The 15,036-nt window shown below is 71.3% G+C and carries 12 protein-coding genes; 6 read left to right on the top strand and 6 right to left on the bottom strand.

Annotated features, from left to right (window positions below):
* The first annotated feature begins 269 nt into the window (after positions 1 to 269).
* On the top strand, positions 270 to 1,466 hold the full coding sequence (locus tag OG520_RS27040; protein WP_389971347.1) for a cation:proton antiporter: 1,197 nt from the start codon (positions 270 to 272) through the stop codon (positions 1,464 to 1,466).
* A 164-nt stretch (positions 1,467 to 1,630) separates the two neighbouring features.
* Here the strand turns inward: OG520_RS27040 and OG520_RS27035 are convergent, their stop codons facing one another.
* Positions 1,631 to 2,776: a PP2C family protein-serine/threonine phosphatase gene (locus tag OG520_RS27035; protein WP_406014937.1), complete on the bottom strand. Its 1,146-nt coding sequence runs from the start codon at positions 2,774 to 2,776 to the stop codon at positions 1,631 to 1,633.
* Between the two features lie 105 nt (positions 2,777 to 2,881).
* Between OG520_RS27035 and OG520_RS27030 the strand changes: the two genes are divergently transcribed.
* Positions 2,882 to 4,114, top strand: coding sequence for a GNAT family N-acetyltransferase (locus OG520_RS27030; protein WP_406014936.1), 1,233 nt, complete (start codon positions 2,882 to 2,884; stop codon positions 4,112 to 4,114).
* A gap of 7 nt (positions 4,115 to 4,121) precedes the next feature.
* Here the strand turns inward: OG520_RS27030 and OG520_RS27025 are convergent, their stop codons facing one another.
* The gene (locus tag OG520_RS27025; RefSeq protein ID WP_406014935.1) at positions 4,122 to 4,931 is read right to left on the bottom strand and encodes an Fpg/Nei family DNA glycosylase; all 810 of its coding nucleotides are present in this window, start codon (positions 4,929 to 4,931) and stop codon (positions 4,122 to 4,124) included.
* Between the two features lie 107 nt (positions 4,932 to 5,038).
* The gene (locus OG520_RS27020; protein ID WP_351204603.1) at positions 5,039 to 5,527 is read right to left on the bottom strand and encodes a ribose-5-phosphate isomerase; all 489 of its coding nucleotides are present in this window, start codon (positions 5,525 to 5,527) and stop codon (positions 5,039 to 5,041) included.
* 284 nt (positions 5,528 to 5,811) lie between these two features.
* Here OG520_RS27020 and OG520_RS27015 point away from each other — a divergent pair, with 284 nt between their 5' ends.
* On the top strand, positions 5,812 to 7,293 hold the full coding sequence (locus OG520_RS27015; RefSeq protein ID WP_399326687.1) for an amino acid permease: 1,482 nt from the start codon (positions 5,812 to 5,814) through the stop codon (positions 7,291 to 7,293).
* A gap of 72 nt (positions 7,294 to 7,365) precedes the next feature.
* Positions 7,366 to 8,673, top strand: coding sequence for an FAD-binding oxidoreductase (locus OG520_RS27010; RefSeq protein ID WP_406014934.1), 1,308 nt, complete (start codon positions 7,366 to 7,368; stop codon positions 8,671 to 8,673).
* Here OG520_RS27010 and OG520_RS27005 read toward each other — a convergent pair.
* Positions 8,654 to 9,250, bottom strand: coding sequence for a biotin transporter BioY (locus OG520_RS27005; RefSeq protein ID WP_406014933.1), 597 nt, complete (start codon positions 9,248 to 9,250; stop codon positions 8,654 to 8,656). The two genes, OG520_RS27010 and OG520_RS27005, sit on opposite strands and share 20 nt — an antisense overlap.
* 605 nt (positions 9,251 to 9,855) lie before the next feature.
* Between OG520_RS27005 and OG520_RS27000 the strand changes: the two genes are divergently transcribed.
* Entirely contained in the window at positions 9,856 to 11,280 is a 1,425-nt protein-coding gene (locus OG520_RS27000; RefSeq protein WP_406014932.1) for an amino acid permease, read from the top strand.
* On the opposite strand, the gene OG520_RS26995 is transcribed toward OG520_RS27000, so the two are convergent.
* The gene (locus OG520_RS26995; protein WP_399326692.1) at positions 11,270 to 11,947 is read right to left on the bottom strand and encodes a histidine phosphatase family protein; all 678 of its coding nucleotides are present in this window, start codon (positions 11,945 to 11,947) and stop codon (positions 11,270 to 11,272) included. The two genes, OG520_RS27000 and OG520_RS26995, sit on opposite strands and share 11 nt — an antisense overlap.
* 64 nt (positions 11,948 to 12,011) lie before the next feature.
* Positions 12,012 to 13,451, bottom strand: a complete 1,440-nt coding sequence (locus OG520_RS26990) for an FGGY-family carbohydrate kinase (protein ID WP_406016573.1) — start codon at positions 13,449 to 13,451, stop codon at positions 12,012 to 12,014.
* 156 nt (positions 13,452 to 13,607) lie between these two features.
* On the opposite strand from OG520_RS26990, the gene OG520_RS26985 reads away from it, so the two are divergent.
* Complete coding sequence (locus OG520_RS26985) at positions 13,608 to 15,035, top strand: ABC transporter substrate-binding protein (protein WP_406014931.1); 1,428 nt, start codon at positions 13,608 to 13,610, stop codon at positions 15,033 to 15,035.
* The last annotated feature ends 1 nt before the right edge of the window (position 15,036 follow it).

Raw genomic sequence — 15,036 nt, 5'->3', positions numbered from 1 at the left:
CGGGGGCGGGTCCGGAACATGGCGGCTGCTGGCGGATCGGGGGTGGGGAAAACCCCAGGTCGTATCGGGGGCAGGCGGACCGCGGCGGACGGAACGCCGACGTTCTCCCGGCGGATTCGCGAGGGGTTCCCGAGGCATTCCCGACGTTTTCCCGGAGGGGGAAAGTTGCAACGTCAATCGTTCGGTAAACTAATTACTGACGCTTCCTTGACGCTCTCTTGACCTATCGAAGGATCGGGCCCATCGGACACGCAGACACGCTCATCGCCATGGGCGGCGCCTTCCTCGCCGCCGCCGTTCTCGCCCGCGTGGGCAGCCGCATCGGACTGCCGACCATCCCCCTGTTCATCCTGGCCGGAATCCTGCTCGGCCCGCACACACCCGGCATCGTGCTCGTCGCCGACCCGCACGAGCTGGAGATGCTCTCCGCGCTCGGCCTGGTGCTGCTGCTCTTCTACCTCGGTCTCGAATTCCACCTCGACGACCTCAAGACCGGCGGCCGCAAGATGGCCATCGCCGGCGGCACCTATCTCGCCCTGAACGTCGGCGCCGGGCTCGGCTTCGGCTTCGCGCTCGGCTGGGGCACGTCGGAAGCACTCGTCCTCGCCGGTGTGCTCGGCATCTCGTCGTCGGCCATCGTCACCAAGGTCCTGGTCGACCTGGGCCGTATCGGCAATCCGGAGACCAAGCCGATCCTCGGCATCATCGTGGTCGAGGACGTCTTCCTCGCCCTCTACCTGGCCGCGCTCCAGCCCATCCTGTCGGGCGCCGACAGCCTGTCCGCCGCGGCGGTCGACGGCGGCAAGGCCTTCGGCTTCCTGCTGCTGCTCGCGCTGGCCGCCCGCTTCGGCACCCGGGTCATCGGCAAGCTGATCAACACCCGTGACGACGAACTCCTCGTCATCTCCTTCCTCGGCGCCGCGGTCTTCGTGGCGGGCGTCTCGGAGTGGTTCGGGGTCGCGGACGCGATCGGCGCGTTCATGGTCGGCCTGATGCTCGGCAGCACGACCTCCGGCGAGCGCATCCTCAAGCTGGTCCACCCGCTGCGGGACGCCTTCGGCGCGATCTTCTTCTTCGCCTTCGGGCTCTCCATCGACCCGGGCGATCTGCCGACCGTGCTGTGGCCGGTGCTGGCCGCCGTCGCGGTGACCCTGGTCATGAACGTCTTCGCCGGGCTCGCCGCCGCGAAGGTGTACGCGTTCGGCCCGCAGGCCACGGCGAACATCTCCACCACGCTGGTGGCGCGCGGCGAGTTCGCCCTGATCCTCGCGACGATGGCGGCTGCCGCGGGACTGGACGAGCGGCTCTCCCCGTTCATCGCGGGCTATGTGCTCCTCCTCGCGGTCCTCGCACCGCTGGCGGCCGGGCGCTCGCACTGGCTGGCCCGCATCCTGCCGGGCGGGCGGGGCCGGGGCGAGGACAGCGACAGCGACGACGGCGCCGGGAAACTCGCGGTCCCGGCCTGAGACGACGCCCGCGGTGTTCCGGGTACGGGGACGGGCCTCGCCGTCCCCGTACCCCGACATGCCGGTGTCCACGTTCCGGTGATGGGCCGATCGCCGTTGACCCGCGCCCGGTTCAGGCCGTTTGCGTACGGTTCAGGATCCGCGCGACACCATCTGCGTACGGTTCAGGATCTGCGCGACAACAGCAACAGCGCCCGGTCGTCGTTGACGTCCTTGGCGCACGCCTCGATCAGGTGCCAGGCCGCGCCCTCGAACCCGGTGCTGACATAGCGGTCGGCCTCACCGGTCAACCGGTCGATGCCCTCCGCGATATCGCGGTCCGATGCCTCGACCAGGCCGTCCGTGAACAGCATCAGCACGTCGCCGGGGGCCAGCGAGCCCTTCACGGCGTCGAACTGCGCCCCGTCGTACACCCCCAGCAGCGGCCCCTCGGCCGCCTTCTCCTCCCACTGACCGCTGCCCGAGTGGAGCTGGAGGGCGGGCGGGTGCCCGGCCGACAGGAGTTCGTAATCGCCCGATTCGAGGTCCAGGACCAGATGGATAGAGGTGGCGAACCCCTCGTCCCAGTCCTGGCGCAGCAGATAGCCGTTGGCCGCCGGCAGGAAGCCGTGCGGGGGCAGCGAACCGAGCAGACCGCCGAAGGCCCCGGACAGCAGGAGGGCGCGGGAGCCCGCGTCCATGCCCTTGCCGGAGACATCGGTGAGCACGGCTTCCAGGGTCCGTCCGCCGTTGGTGCGGGCGGCGACGACGAAGTCCCCGGAGAAGGACTGCCCGCCCGCCGGGCGCAGCGCCATCTCGCGGTGCCAGCCCTGCGGCAGCCTGGGCAGGGCGCTCTGCACCCGGATGCGTTCGCGCAGGTCGAAGAGCATGGTGCCGCCGCGCCGCCACGGCACACCGACCCTGGCCCGGAACTGGGCGAGGACCAGCCCGAAGAAGCCGCAGGCCGCGACCACCAGGACGATTCCCGGTGTCACCCGGGCCGGACCGTCGTCGTACGGACCCAGTCCGATCGACTCCACGATCAGGGCCGTGGCGGCGGTCGCGTACAGGCCCAGCAGACTGGCCGGGCGCAGCAGCAGGCCGCCCGCGACGATCGGCAGGACGAGCGCGGCCGGTGAACACCACACCGGGTAGAAGAGCGTGGCGCAGGTGATGGCGGGAATGGTCAGCAGCAGGCCGACCAGCGCGATCCAGTCGGAGCCGTCGCCGCGGAAGTAGTCGACACCGGATTTGCGCAGCGCGATGCGTGCCCGGTGCGCCGATTTCCGCAATCGGGCCGGGTACGTGTCTGCTCCTGCGCGACGGGCCATTGCCGGGACCCTATCTACCCGGCGGCCCGAGGTGCAGGGGGACCCCGTGACAATGCGTTCGAAATCGGGTCGCCCCGCCGTCCTGCCCCCTGGTAGGCATGGCCCATGACTACTGAGCTTCGTGTACTGCGTCCGTCCGAATGGAACCAATGGTTCGGGTGTCTGGAGCTGGCGTTCGGCGGGGACCCGGAGACTCCCGAGGAGCGCGAGCTGTTCGAGCAGCTGACCGAGCCCGAGCGGTCGCTCGGTATCTGGGACGGTGACGACGTGGTCGGCACGGCGGGGGCGTTCAGCTTCCGGGTCGCGGTACCGGGCGGGGCACTGGTGCCCGCCGCCGGGATCACGATGGTGAGCGTCGCCTCCACGCACCGCAGGCGCGGGCTGCTGACCTCGATGATGCGCCGGCAGCTGGACGACATCCGCGCGCTGGGCGAGCCGTTCGCCGTACTGACGGCCTCGGAACCGGTGATCTACGGCCGGTTCGGCTACGGCGCCGCCTCGCGGCAGATGTCCCTGACGATCGAGAAGGACCGGATCCGGCTGGACGTGCCGCCGGGCACGGACGAGGTGCGGCTGCGCTACGCGAAGCCGGACGAGGCGATGGCGGCGTGCGAGGGCGTGTACGAGCAGCTGGTCTCCGGCCGTCCCGGCGTCCCGGCCCACGCGCCCGGCTGGGAGCGCAAGCCCATGGTCGACCCGGTCGCCAACCGGCAGGGCTCCTCGGCGCAGCAGTGCGTGCTGGCGGAGCGGGACGGGAAGATCGTCGGCAATGTGACGTACCACATCAAGCCGGAGTGGGAGCCGGCCGGCCCCAAGGGCACCGTCGTGGTCAACGACCTGGCCGCGCTGGACCCGGCGGCGTACGCGGCGCTGTGGCGGTTCGTCTTCGACATCGACCTGATGACGACGATCGTGGCCCGCAACCGCCCGGTCGACGACGCGGTGCTGCACCTGGTGTCGGACGTGCGGCGGTGCAACATCCGGGTCCGCGATTCGCTCCATGTGCGTCTGGTGGAGCTGGGGGCGGCGCTGGAGGCCCGGACGTACCGGGGCCCGCTGGACGTGGTGTTCGAGGTGGAGGACGCGTTCTGCCCCTGGAACGCGGGGCGTTGGCGGCTCACGGCCGACGAGAAGGGCGTCGCATCGTGCCGGCGCACCGACGACCCGGCCGATCTCGCGCTCTCGGTAAGGGAGTTGGGCTCCGCGTACCTGGGCGGCGAGTCGCTGAGCTCGCTGGGTCTGGCCGGGCGGGTACGGGAGCTGCGGGCGGGCACGCTGGCGGAGACGTCGTCGGCGTTCTTGTCGGACACGGCCCCGTGGCTGCCCCGGGGGTTCTAGGAAATCCCTAGGCCTTCTGGCACCCCGGGCACCAGAAGAGATTGCGGGCGGCGAGGTCGGCGGTGCGGATCTCGCCGCCACAGATGTGGCAGGACTGGCGGGCCCTGCGGTACACGTACACTTCGCCGCCGTGGTCGTCGACCCGCGGCGGGCGCCCCATCGCCTCCGGCAGGTGCTCGGGGCGGACCGTGTCGATCCGGTTGTTCCGCACGCCCTCGCGCATCAGCGCCACCAGGTCCGCCCAGATCGCGTCCCACTGCGCGCGGGTGAGGTCCCTGCCGAGGCGGTACGGGTCGATCCCGTGCCGGAACAGCACCTCCGCGCGGTAGACGTTGCCGACCCCCGAGATGACCTTCTGGTCCATCAGCAGGGCCGCGACGGTGATCCGGCTGCGCGAGATCCGCAGCCAGGCCCGCTCGCCGTCCTCGTCGGTCCGCAGCGGGTCCGGCCCGAGGCGGTCGTGTATCGCGCGCTTCTCCGGATCGGTGAGCAGCGCGCAGGCCGTCGGACCGCGCAGATCCGCGTGGTGCTCCTCGTTCAGCAGGCGCAGCCGGACCGTGTCGGTGGGCGGCGGGGCCGGGACCGTACCGAATCCGAGCTTGCCGAACAGGCCCAGGTGGATGTGGACCCAGCCGGTGCCCCCGAAGCCGAGGAAGAGGTGCTTGCCGTGGGCGTCGACGCCGGTGAGGGGCCGGCCGTCGAGCAGCGCGGCGCCGGCGGAGAACTTGCCCTGCGGGCTGCTCACCCGCACCGGCCGCCCGGCGAACCTGTCCCGGTGGTCCGCCGCGAGGCGGTGGATCGTATGTCCCTCGGGCACGGCGGCGGCTCTCCTCGGTGACGTAGGGACGCGGCGACGGGGTGATGCGGTGATGCGGAGAAATGGCTGTGCCGCCGGGAGCACCGGCGGCACAGGGGTGGGGCCGGTCAGCCCTGCTGCGGGTGGTGGGCCGGGATCGGGGGGAGCTCGCCGGTCGTCTCGTACGCCGTCAGCATCTCGATGCGACGGGTGTGACGCTCCTCGCCGGAGTACGGGGTGGCGAGGAAGATCTCGACGAACTTGGTGGACTCCTCCACCGAGTGCATCCGGCCACCGATGGCGACCACGTTGGCGTTGTTGTGCTCGCGGCCGAGGGCGGCGGTCTGCTCGCTCCAGGCCAGTGCGGCGCGGACACCCTTGACCTTGTTGGCGGCGATCTGCTCGCCGTTGCCGGAGCCGCCGATCACGATGCCGAGGCTGTCCGGGTCCGCGGCCGTCCGCTCGGCGGCACGCAGGCAGAACGGCGGGTAGTCGTCCTGGGCGTCGTAGATGTGGGGACCGCAGTCGACGGCCTCGTGGCCCTGGGCCGTGAGCCACTCGACGAGGTGGTTCTTGAGTTCATAGCCGGCATGGTCCGAGCCGAGGTACACGCGCATGTTCCGAGTGTGGCACGTGCGACACCGGGTAGCCGCCATCGGGGTCGGAACGCTCCGACCGGTCCGCCGGGGACCTGCGGCGGACCTCATGTGATCGCAATGTGCGGGCCCGGTGTGAGCAAGGCCACCCGGGCAACGATCCGGGCAACGATTTGGTCAACGATTCGGAGGAAAGGGTTCCGCTTTTCGGGTTCGCCGGGCTTCAATGCATCACTCGCTGCCGCACCCCACTGCCGCGGCCGGGCACGCGCATCGCGTGATCCGAGAACGTAAGGATTCGATCCATGACGTCGCAGACGACTACGGCCGGACCGGGCCACCACCCCCACGAGCCGGACCGGTCGAACGGGCCGGACGCCCCGGGCTCCCCGGGCTCCTCGGACGGACTCCAGGCAGGACTCAAGAACCGGCATCTCTCGATGATCGCCATCGGAGGGGTGATCGGCGCGGGCCTCTTCGTGGGCTCCGGCGCCGGTATCGCCGCCGCGGGACCGGCCATCCTGCTGTCGTACGCCCTGGTCGGCCTGATGGTCGTCTTCGTGATGCGGATGCTCGGCGAGATGGCCGCGGCCCGCCCCAGCTCGGGCTCCTTCTCCGCCTACGCCGACCAGGCGCTGGGCCGCTGGGCCGGTTTCTCGATCGGCTGGCTGTACTGGTTCTTCTGGGTCGTGGTGCTCGCCGTCGAGGCCACGGCGGGTGCCAAGATCCTGGAGGGCTGGGTGCCGGGCGTCCCGCAGTGGGCGTGGGCGCTGATCGTGATGGTGGTGCTGACCGCGACGAACCTGGTCTCGGTCGGGTCGTACGGCGAGTTCGAGTTCTGGTTCGCCGGGATCAAGGTCGTGGCGATCGGCGCCTTCGTGGTCGTCGGACTGCTCGCCGTCTTCGGGGTGCTGCCCGGCTCGGACAACCCCGGCGCGGGCTTCGCGCACCTCACCGACACCGGCGGGTTCTTCCCCGAGGGCCCGGGTGCGATCCTCACCGGGGTGCTGATGGTCGTCTTCTCCTTCATGGGCAGCGAGATCGTCACCCTCGCCGCCGGTGAGTCCGAGAACCCGCAGCGCGCCGTCCAGAAGGCCACCAACAGCGTGATCTGGCGGATCGCCGTCTTCTACCTGGGCTCGATCTTCATCGTGCTCACCCTGCTGCCGTGGAACGACAAGTCGATCGTGAAGGACGGCAGCTATGTCGCCGCCCTCAACTCCATCGGCATCCCGCACGCCGGCCAGGTCATGAACGTCATCGTCCTCACCGCCGTGCTGTCCTGCCTGAACTCCGGCCTCTACACCGCCTCGCGGATGGCCTTCTCGCTGGGCGGGCGCGGGGACGCGCCGAAGGCGTTCGCCCGGACGAACAAGCGGGGCGTGCCGCAGGCAGCCATCCTGTCCTCGGTCGTCTTCGGCTTCGTCGCCGTGTTCTTCAACTACCAGTGGCCCGACACCGTCTTCCAGTTCCTGCTGAACTCCTCCGGTGCGGTCGCCCTGTTCGTCTGGCTGGTCATCTGCTTCACCCAGCTGCGGATGCGCGGCATGATCCTGCGCGAGTCGCCGGAGAAGCTGGTCGTACGGATGTGGCTCTTCCCGTATCTGACCTGGGCGACCATCGCGATGATCTCGTTCGTCCTGGTCTACATGCTGACCGACGACGACGGACGTCAGCAGGTACTGCTCTCGCTGCTGGTCGCGGCGCTGGTGGTAACGATCTCGCTGGTCCGTGAGGCCAGGAACCGCAAGAACCGCACGGCCCTGGAAACGCCCGCCAATACCTGACGGACCTTGTCAGGTTTACCGGAAAGACTCTCCCTCGCAACGCCACCGAGCGAGCGATCGGAGAGCCTTTCCATGACCACCACCGCCCCCGCCGGCTTCCAGACCGGTTTCGCGGTCCGGCCCGACCTCGTCGTCGAGGCCGCCCACGCCGACGACGTACGCACCGCCGTGGCCGGCGCCGCCGCGCGCGGACTCCCGGTCCACGTCCACGCCACCGGCCACGGGCTGCCCGGGGCCGTCGAGGGCGGGGTCCTGATCAGCACCCGCCGGATGGACTCCGTCGAGGTCGACCCGGTCCGCCGCACCGCGCGGATCGGCGCGGGCGCCACCTGGGGGCAGGTGATCGAGGCCGCCGCACCGCACGGGCTCGCCCCGCTGAACGGTTCGTCCCCGTCGGTCGGCGCGGTCTCCTACACCCTCGGGGGCGGGCTGGGCGTGCTGGCCAGGGAGTTCGGCTACGCGGCCGACCATGTGCACGCGCTCGACGTGGTGACGGCCGACGGGGCGGTGCGCCATGTCTCCCCGGACAGCGAGCCCGATCTCTTCTGGGCGCTGCGCGGCGGCGGCCACCGGCTCGGCGTGGTGACCGGCATGGAGATCGGTCTGGTCCGGGCCGGGCGGCTGTACGGCGGCTCGGTCGCCTTCGACGGGGAGGCGGCCGGGACGAGCGCCGCCGAGGTGGTCGGCCGCTATCTGGAGTGGGCCGGGGCCGTGCCCGACACGCTGACCTCCTCGCTGGCGGCGATCCGGTACCCCGACGTCCCGCAGCTGCCGGAGCCGCTGCGGGGGCGGTACGTGATCTCGGTACGGGTCGCGTACACCGGCAGCGCGGCCGAGGGCGAGCGGCTGGTCGCGCCGCTGCGGGCGATCGGGCCCGCGCTCGCGGATTCGCTGCGGGAGATGCCGTACACCGACAGCCACACCATCCACAGCGACCCGCCGTTCCCGCACGCCTACTACGGCGACAGCGTGGTGCTCGGCGGCCTGGACGAGGACCGCGCCGGGCGCGTGCTGGAGCTGACCGGGCCGAAGGCCCCGATGATGACCGTGGTCCAGATCAACCACCTGGGCGGTGCGCTCGCCGCGCGGCCCGCCGTCGACAACGCGGTGCCGTACCGCGAGGCCGGGTTCCTGGTGCGGCTGCTCTCACCGCTCGACGGTACGGACGTGGCCTCGGTACGGGCCCTGTACGCGGAGGTGGCCGAGGTGCTCGCCCCGGTCGCCCTGGGCCGTTCGCTGAACTTCTCGTTCGGCGGCGGGGACCGGACCGAGGGCTTCCACGACCCGCGGACACAGCGGAGGCTCGCCGGTCTGGTGTCGCGTCACGACCCGGCGAGCCTCTTCGGAGGGAGTTACGGCATCAGCCCCGGCGGCCGATGAGCTTCCAGGCCGCGGGCAGCGCGCCCATGGCCAGCGCCGCCTTCAGCGCGTCGCCGAGCAGGAACGGCACCAGGCCGGCCGCGATGGCGGCGCTCGCCGACATGCCGGTGGCCAGCGCCAGGTACGGGACGCCGACCGCGTAGATGATCGCGGAGCCCAGCACCATCGTGCCCGCGGTGCGCAGCACGGAGCGGTCGCCGCCGCGTCGGGCGAGGCCGCCGACCACGGAGGCGGCGAGCAGCATGCCGAGGACGTAGCCGAACGAGGGGAAGCCCATGCCCGAGGTGCCCTCGGAGAACCACGGCATGCCCGCCATGCCCACCAGCGCGTACACCGCGAGGGAGAGGAAGCCGCGGCGGGCGCCGAGCGCGGTGCCGACGAGGAGCGCGGCGAAGGTCTGGCCGGTGACCGGGACCGGGGAGCCGGGGACCGGCACGGCGATCTGGGCGGCGATGCCGGTGAGCGCGGCGCCGCCGAGGACCAGGGCCGTGTCGACGGCGTAACGGTGCCTGACGGCGGGCAGCAGGTCGGCGAGGACCGCTCCGGTGCGGGCAGGGGCGGCGGCAGCAGTACTCATCGGGACTCCGCGGGGGTGAGGGCAGGTGGGGACAGACTGAGAGGCTGTCGGGTGACCTCGGACCGGGCGGCCACGCCCTGGCACGCACGCTTCCCGCGTTGTCGTCGGTCGACGACGCTCCGCGTCGCCTCCCTCCTCCGCCTTGGAATCGCACGCACCGGACCGCGTCCGCTTTTCCGGTCCGAGGTCATCCGACAGCCTCTGAGCCCGACGTTAGCCCACGGGTTAACGCCCGATCACCATCAGTGGCCCACAAAGCGATGACCGAGGCATTGGTGGGGTTCGAACAAAGGGCGGTACGCAATCACGCGGGGGCGTGATGCTCGTCACTGAGGTGGGGGCGGAGTGGCTTGGATCCGGCCGGAAGCGGCCACCGGGAGGGACTGTAGGTTCCCGCCAATTCCACCCGGGATCGACCGGCGGCCGACCGGGCGCCGGGCCGGCCGCGACCCGGGCCATCGCCCCCCTGTGTCCGGGTGTGCACCTTGTGTGAGCATCGTGCCCGTATGGCGGACACTGGTTCCCCGTCGGCGGGGTGCGTGCCCAGACTGTCCGCGCATGTCCCCCCACGTCCCCACGTCTCGCCTACCGAACAGAGCTTGTCCATGTCTCGGATTTCCGCGTCTCCCCCCACCGGCTCCCCGGTCGCCGTCTCCGACACCGGGGCCGGGGCCGATTCGGCTCTCACCCACGGGCTCAAGCAGCGCCATCTGTCGATGATCGCCCTCGGCGGTGTCATCGGCGCCGGACTCTTCGTCGGCTCGGGCGCGGGCATCGCCGCCGCGGGACCGTCGATCATCATCGCGTACGCCGTCTCCGGGCTGCTGGTGATGCTCGTGATGCGGATGCTCGGTGAGATGTCGGCCGCGAACCCGGCCTCCGGTTCCTTCTCCGTCCACGCGGAGCGGGCGATCGGACCGTGGGCGGGGTTCACCGCGGGCTGGGCGTTCTGGGTGCTGCTCTGTGTCGCCGTCGGCCTGGAGGGCATCGGCGCCGCGAAGATCGTCACCGGCTGGCTGCCCGGCACCCCGGAGTGGGCCTGGGTCGCGCTGTTCATGGTGGTCTTCCTGGGCACCAACCTGGCCTCGGTGACGAAGTTCGGCGAGTTCGAGTTCTGGTTCGCCACCCTCAAGGTCGTGGCGATCACGCTCTTCCTGGTCCTGGGCGTGCTGGCGGTCCTGGGCGTGCTGCCCGGTACGGACGCCCCCGGCACCGCCAACCTCAGCGGTGAGGGCGGCTTCATGCCGAACGGCGCCGAGGGACTGGTGATCGGACTGCTCGCCTCCGTCTTCGCGTACGGCGGTCTGGAGACCGTCACCATCGCCGCAGCGGAGTCCGAGGACCCGGTGCGGGGTGTCGCCAAGGCCGTGCGGACGGCGATGTGGCGGATCGCGCTCTTCTACGTCGGCTCGATGGCGGTCGTCGTCACGCTCGTCCCGTGGGACGACCCGAAGGTCGTGAAGGTCGGTCCGTTCTACGCCGCCCTGGACCACCTCGGCATCAGCGGCGCGGCCGAGATCATGAACGTGGTCATCCTGGTCGCCCTGCTCTCCGCGATGAACGCCAACATCTACGGCGCCTCGCGGATGGCCTGCTCGCTGGTCGCCCGGGGCCAGGGCCCCAAGCGGCTCGGCAAGGTCTCCTCGGGTGTTCCGCGCACCGCGGTGCTGGTCTCGTCCGTGTTCGGCTTCCTGTGCGTGCTGCTCAGCTACTGGCGTCCCGACGACGTCTTCCCCTGGCTGCTCAACATGATCGGCGCGGTGATCCTGGTCGTCTGGATCTTCATCGCCGTCTCCCAGCTGATCCTGCGCGGCCGGCTGGAGCGCGAGGCCCCGGAGAAGCTCGTCGTACGGATGTGGCTCTTCCCGGTCCTGACGGTGCTGGCGCTCCTGGCGATGGCCGGCGTCTTCGTCCTGATGCTGCGCCAGCCGGGCACCCGTGACCAGCTGGTGGCGTCCGGCGCACTGACCCTTGTGCTGAGCGTCATCGGTCTCGTACGGCAGCGGCGGGCGGCGGCCGTCAAGGGCTGACGCCCGGTACGCGGGGCACGTCCGGTACGCCCTGTGCGCCGAGGCCGTCCGGTGCGCAGGGCACGTTGAGGGAGAGCAGCGCACCGCCCTCCGCCCCGATCCGCACCTCGCTCACCGCCGTGTTCCGCAGCCGCGGGAAGACCCGGCGGTAGGCGCCCAGCGGAATCGACAGCAGTTCGCACAGCACGAGCCGCAGCAGGGTGTTGTGCGCGACGACGAGCACCCGCTGCCCCGGGTGTCCGTCCGCGATCCGGCGCAGCGCCGCCGTCCCCCGGGCCGCCGCGGCCCGCGGGTCCTCGGCCCCGGGAAAGGGATGGGCCACCGGGTCGGCGCGGTACTCCCGGGCCCGCTCCGGGTGCTCGGCCGCGAATTCCGCCAGGGTGCGCCCCTCCACCTCGCCGAAGTCGCATTCGCGCAGCTCGTGTTCGCGCCGGGGGGTGAGGCCGAGCGCCTCGCACGCGGGCCGTGCGGTCTCGATCGCGCGGCTGACCGTGGAGGTCCAGATCGCGTCGACCTCGCTCCGGGCGGCCCACTCGCCCAGCTGCCGGGCCTGGCGGCGGCCCTCGTCGGTCAGGGCGATGTCGCTGACCCCGGCGTAGCGGTTCTCCGCGTGCCAGACGGTCTGACCGTGGCGGGCGAGCAGCAGGGTGGCCGGGTTCCTGGTCATGCCTGCTCCGTTCGGGTACGGGCGGTCATGGCTGCTCCGTTCGGGTTCCGGTGGTCGCGGGTGGTCACGGCTGCTCCGTTCGGGTGCGGGCGTGGGCGGCGACCGGGCCGGGGAGCCAGTCGCGTCGCTCCAGTTCGTCCACCAGCGTGAGGTACGGCTCGGTGTACCACGCCGTGCGCACCGGGTGCGGGTGCAGCACGTGGCGCAGCCGCACCATCGCACCCGCCGTCCTGATCAGGCTGGTCCCGGTCCCGGTCCCGGTCCCCGCCCCGTACGCGGCGAGAATCGCCATGCCGAGGGCGGGTTCGCTGTACTGCGGGATATACACGGGCCGGCCCAGGATGTCGGCGCGCAGCCGGCTCCAGTAGCCGCTGCGGGCCGCGCCGCCGGTGAAGGTGAGCCGGCCGTACTGCTGGGCGCCGAGCAGGTCGAGGTAGTCGAGGCAGAGCCGCTCCATCAGGCCCACCCCGGTCAGCAGGGCCAGCCAGTGCTCGGCGTCGGAGGCGGGCTCGCCGAGCAGGAACCCGGTGGCCTCCGGCGCCACGAAGGGAAACCGCTCCCCCGTCGCCACCAGCGGATACGCCACCACTCGCGCCGGTTCGTGAGCGCGGGCCAGCGCGTCCATGCGGATCGGGTCCACGGCCGGGAAGGCGGCCGTCAGCACCCCGCCGCCGACCCCCGAGGCTCCGCCCGGCAGCCAGCTCCCGTCCGGCGCGCGGTGGTTGTAGACGACCCCGGCCCGGTCCTCGACCGGTGACGAGGTGACCCCCTTGAGGACCAGCGTCGTGCCGAGCACCGAATTCCAGGAGCCGACGGTGAGCGAACCGGAGGCGAGCTGCGCCGCGCACCCGTCCGTCATCCCGGCCACGATGGGCGTGCCCGCCGGAATCCCGGTCTCCTCGGCCGCCGCCCGCCCCACCTCACCGATCCTCGTGCCCGGCCGCACCACGTCCGGGAACAGCCCGTCGGGCAGGCCCAGCTTGCCGAATCTCCGCCGCGGCCAGTCGTCCCGTGCCAGGTCGTAGCCGGTCTTCAGGGCGTGGCTGGAGTCGGTGGGCAGCGGCGTTCCGGCGAGCCGCGCCAGGACCAGATCGGCCTGGTGCATGACCCGTACGGCACCGTCCGCCGCTCCCCCGTACTCCCGCAGCAGCCACATCACCTTGGGCAGGGCCCAGCTCGGCGGGGCCTTGGCCCTGGCCGCCTCCGCGACGGCCCGCCCGTCGTCGTACATCACCCCGGGGGTCAGCGGCCGGCCCTCCCGGTCGGCGAGCAGCACGGTGCCGGAGGTGGCGCAGACGGCGAGCGCGCGCGGGGCGGGGCAGTCGCGCAGCGCCTGACGGGCCGCCGCGCACACGGCCGTCCACCAGTCGAGGGGCCGCTGCTCATGCCGTACGCCGTCACGTCTGCCCGTGAGCGGGGCCGAGCCGCTGCCGAGGATCTCACCGCGGTCTCCTGCCACCACCGCCCGGACGCTCTGCGTGCCGAGATCGATGCCCATCCACATATCGGTCCCCTCTGTGAACTTCTCACTCTGCACCGAGAATTTCCGTTGCGCGAGGGATTGACGGCCAACTTCCGTTGTTCCAAGCTCTGTTAACCAGTCGATTCAACGTGTGAACGGGCCCCCCACCCATCTCCGGCCGGACCGTGGAGGTCACGGATGGACATGCACGCGCACGACCGGCGACGGTTCCTCGCCATCGGCGCGGCCACGGCCGCGTCCGCCGCCCCGCTGCTGACCGCCTGCGGCGCGGGCTTCGGCGGCGACAAGGCCGGGAACGACGGCTCCGCGGCCGACGACATCACCGGCTCCTTCGACTGGAAGCGGGCCAAGGGCAGGACCGTCAAGGCGCTGCTCAACAAGCATCCGTACACCGATGCGCTGATCGCCGATCTGAAGGCGTTCACCGAGAAGACCGGGATCGAGGTCGAGTACGACGTCTTCCCGGAGGACAACTACTTCGACAAGCTCACCGTCGACCTCTCCAGCGGACGCGCCTCCTACGACGTGTTCATGCTCGGCGCGTACATGGTGTGGCAGTACGGACCGCCGGGGTGGCTGGAGGACCTCGGCCCGTGGATGCGCAATTCCTCGGCCACCGGGGCCGAATGGGACCAGGAGGACTTCTTCCCCAACCTCCTCTCGGCGGACCAGTGGTCACTGAAGGCGGGCGCGCCGCTCGGGCGGGGCGGGCAGTACGCGCTGCCGTGGGGCTGGGAGACCAATGTCGTCGCGTACAACACCGAGGTGTTCAAGAAGCTCGGCCTGAAGCCCGCCGAGACCTTCGACGAGCTGCGCGAGGTCGCCGGGGCGATCACCCGCCGGGCGCCGGGGGCGGGCTTCGACGGGATGTACGGGGTCGCGGTGCGCGGCTCGCGCAGCTGGGCGACGATCCATCCCGGCTTCATGACGATGTACGCCCGCAACGGCCTGAAGGACTTCACCGTCGAGGGCGGGAAGGTGAAGCCCGCGATGAACTCCCCGGAGGCGGTCGCGTTCACCCGGGACTGGGCGGAGATGGTCCGGAAGGGCGGGCCGCCGTCCTGGACCTCGTACACCTGGTACCAGTGCTCCAGCGACCTCGGGGCGAAGAAGGCGGGGATGCTCTTCGACGCGGACACCGCCGCCTACTTCCAGGCGGTGAAGGGGGCCTCCCCCGCCTCCGGGAAGATCGCCTTCCACCCCGGGCCGAAGGGCCCCGACGGCTCGCTGGCCACGAACATGTGGATCTGGTCGCTCGGTATGAACGCCAGGAGCCGCAACAAGTCCGCCGCCTGGCTGTTCCTCCAGTGGGCGACCGGCAAGGAGCATCTGCGCAAGGGCGCGATCGAGCACAACCACATCGACCCGGTACGGAAGTCGGTCGGCCAGGACGCCGCGTACAAGGACAAGATGCGGGCCATCCCCGGCTTCATCGAGACCTTCGAGACGGTCGTCGACCGGACGCGGATCCAGTTCACCCCGCAGGAGCAGTTCTTCGACGCGACGACCAGCTGGGCCGCCGCGCTCCAGGAGATCTACGGCGGGAAGAACGCCTCGTCCGTGCTGAACGGCCTGGCCGGCGATCTGGCGTCGAAGGTCGGCTGAC

This window comes from Streptomyces sp. NBC_00984, assembly GCF_045162475.1.
Taxonomy (GTDB): Bacteria; Actinomycetota; Actinomycetes; order Streptomycetales; family Streptomycetaceae; genus Streptomyces.
This window is presented reverse-complemented; position numbering and strand designations above follow the sequence as displayed.

Excerpts from the sequence above, each read along its gene's own strand:
- OG520_RS27015 (WP_399326687.1), top strand. The coding sequence starts at position 5,812 with ATGACGTCGCAGACGACTACGGCCGGACCGGGCCACCACCCCCACGAG.
- OG520_RS26995 (WP_399326692.1), bottom strand. The coding sequence starts at position 11,947 with ATGACCAGGAACCCGGCCACCCTGCTGCTCGCCCGCCACGGTCAGACC.
- OG520_RS27010 (WP_406014934.1), top strand. The coding sequence starts at position 7,366 with ATGACCACCACCGCCCCCGCCGGCTTCCAGACCGGTTTCGCGGTCCGG.
- OG520_RS27040 (WP_389971347.1), top strand. The coding sequence starts at position 270 with ATGGGCGGCGCCTTCCTCGCCGCCGCCGTTCTCGCCCGCGTGGGCAGC.
- OG520_RS27020 (WP_351204603.1), bottom strand. The coding sequence starts at position 5,527 with ATGCGCGTGTACCTCGGCTCGGACCATGCCGGCTATGAACTCAAGAAC.
- OG520_RS26985 (WP_406014931.1), top strand. The coding sequence starts at position 13,608 with ATGGACATGCACGCGCACGACCGGCGACGGTTCCTCGCCATCGGCGCG.
- OG520_RS26990 (WP_406016573.1), bottom strand. The coding sequence starts at position 13,451 with ATGTGGATGGGCATCGATCTCGGCACGCAGAGCGTCCGGGCGGTGGTG.
- OG520_RS27035 (WP_406014937.1), bottom strand. The coding sequence starts at position 2,776 with ATGGCCCGTCGCGCAGGAGCAGACACGTACCCGGCCCGATTGCGGAAA.
- OG520_RS27005 (WP_406014933.1), bottom strand. The coding sequence starts at position 9,250 with ATGAGTACTGCTGCCGCCGCCCCTGCCCGCACCGGAGCGGTCCTCGCC.
- OG520_RS27000 (WP_406014932.1), top strand. The coding sequence starts at position 9,856 with ATGTCTCGGATTTCCGCGTCTCCCCCCACCGGCTCCCCGGTCGCCGTC.
- OG520_RS27030 (WP_406014936.1), top strand. The coding sequence starts at position 2,882 with ATGACTACTGAGCTTCGTGTACTGCGTCCGTCCGAATGGAACCAATGG.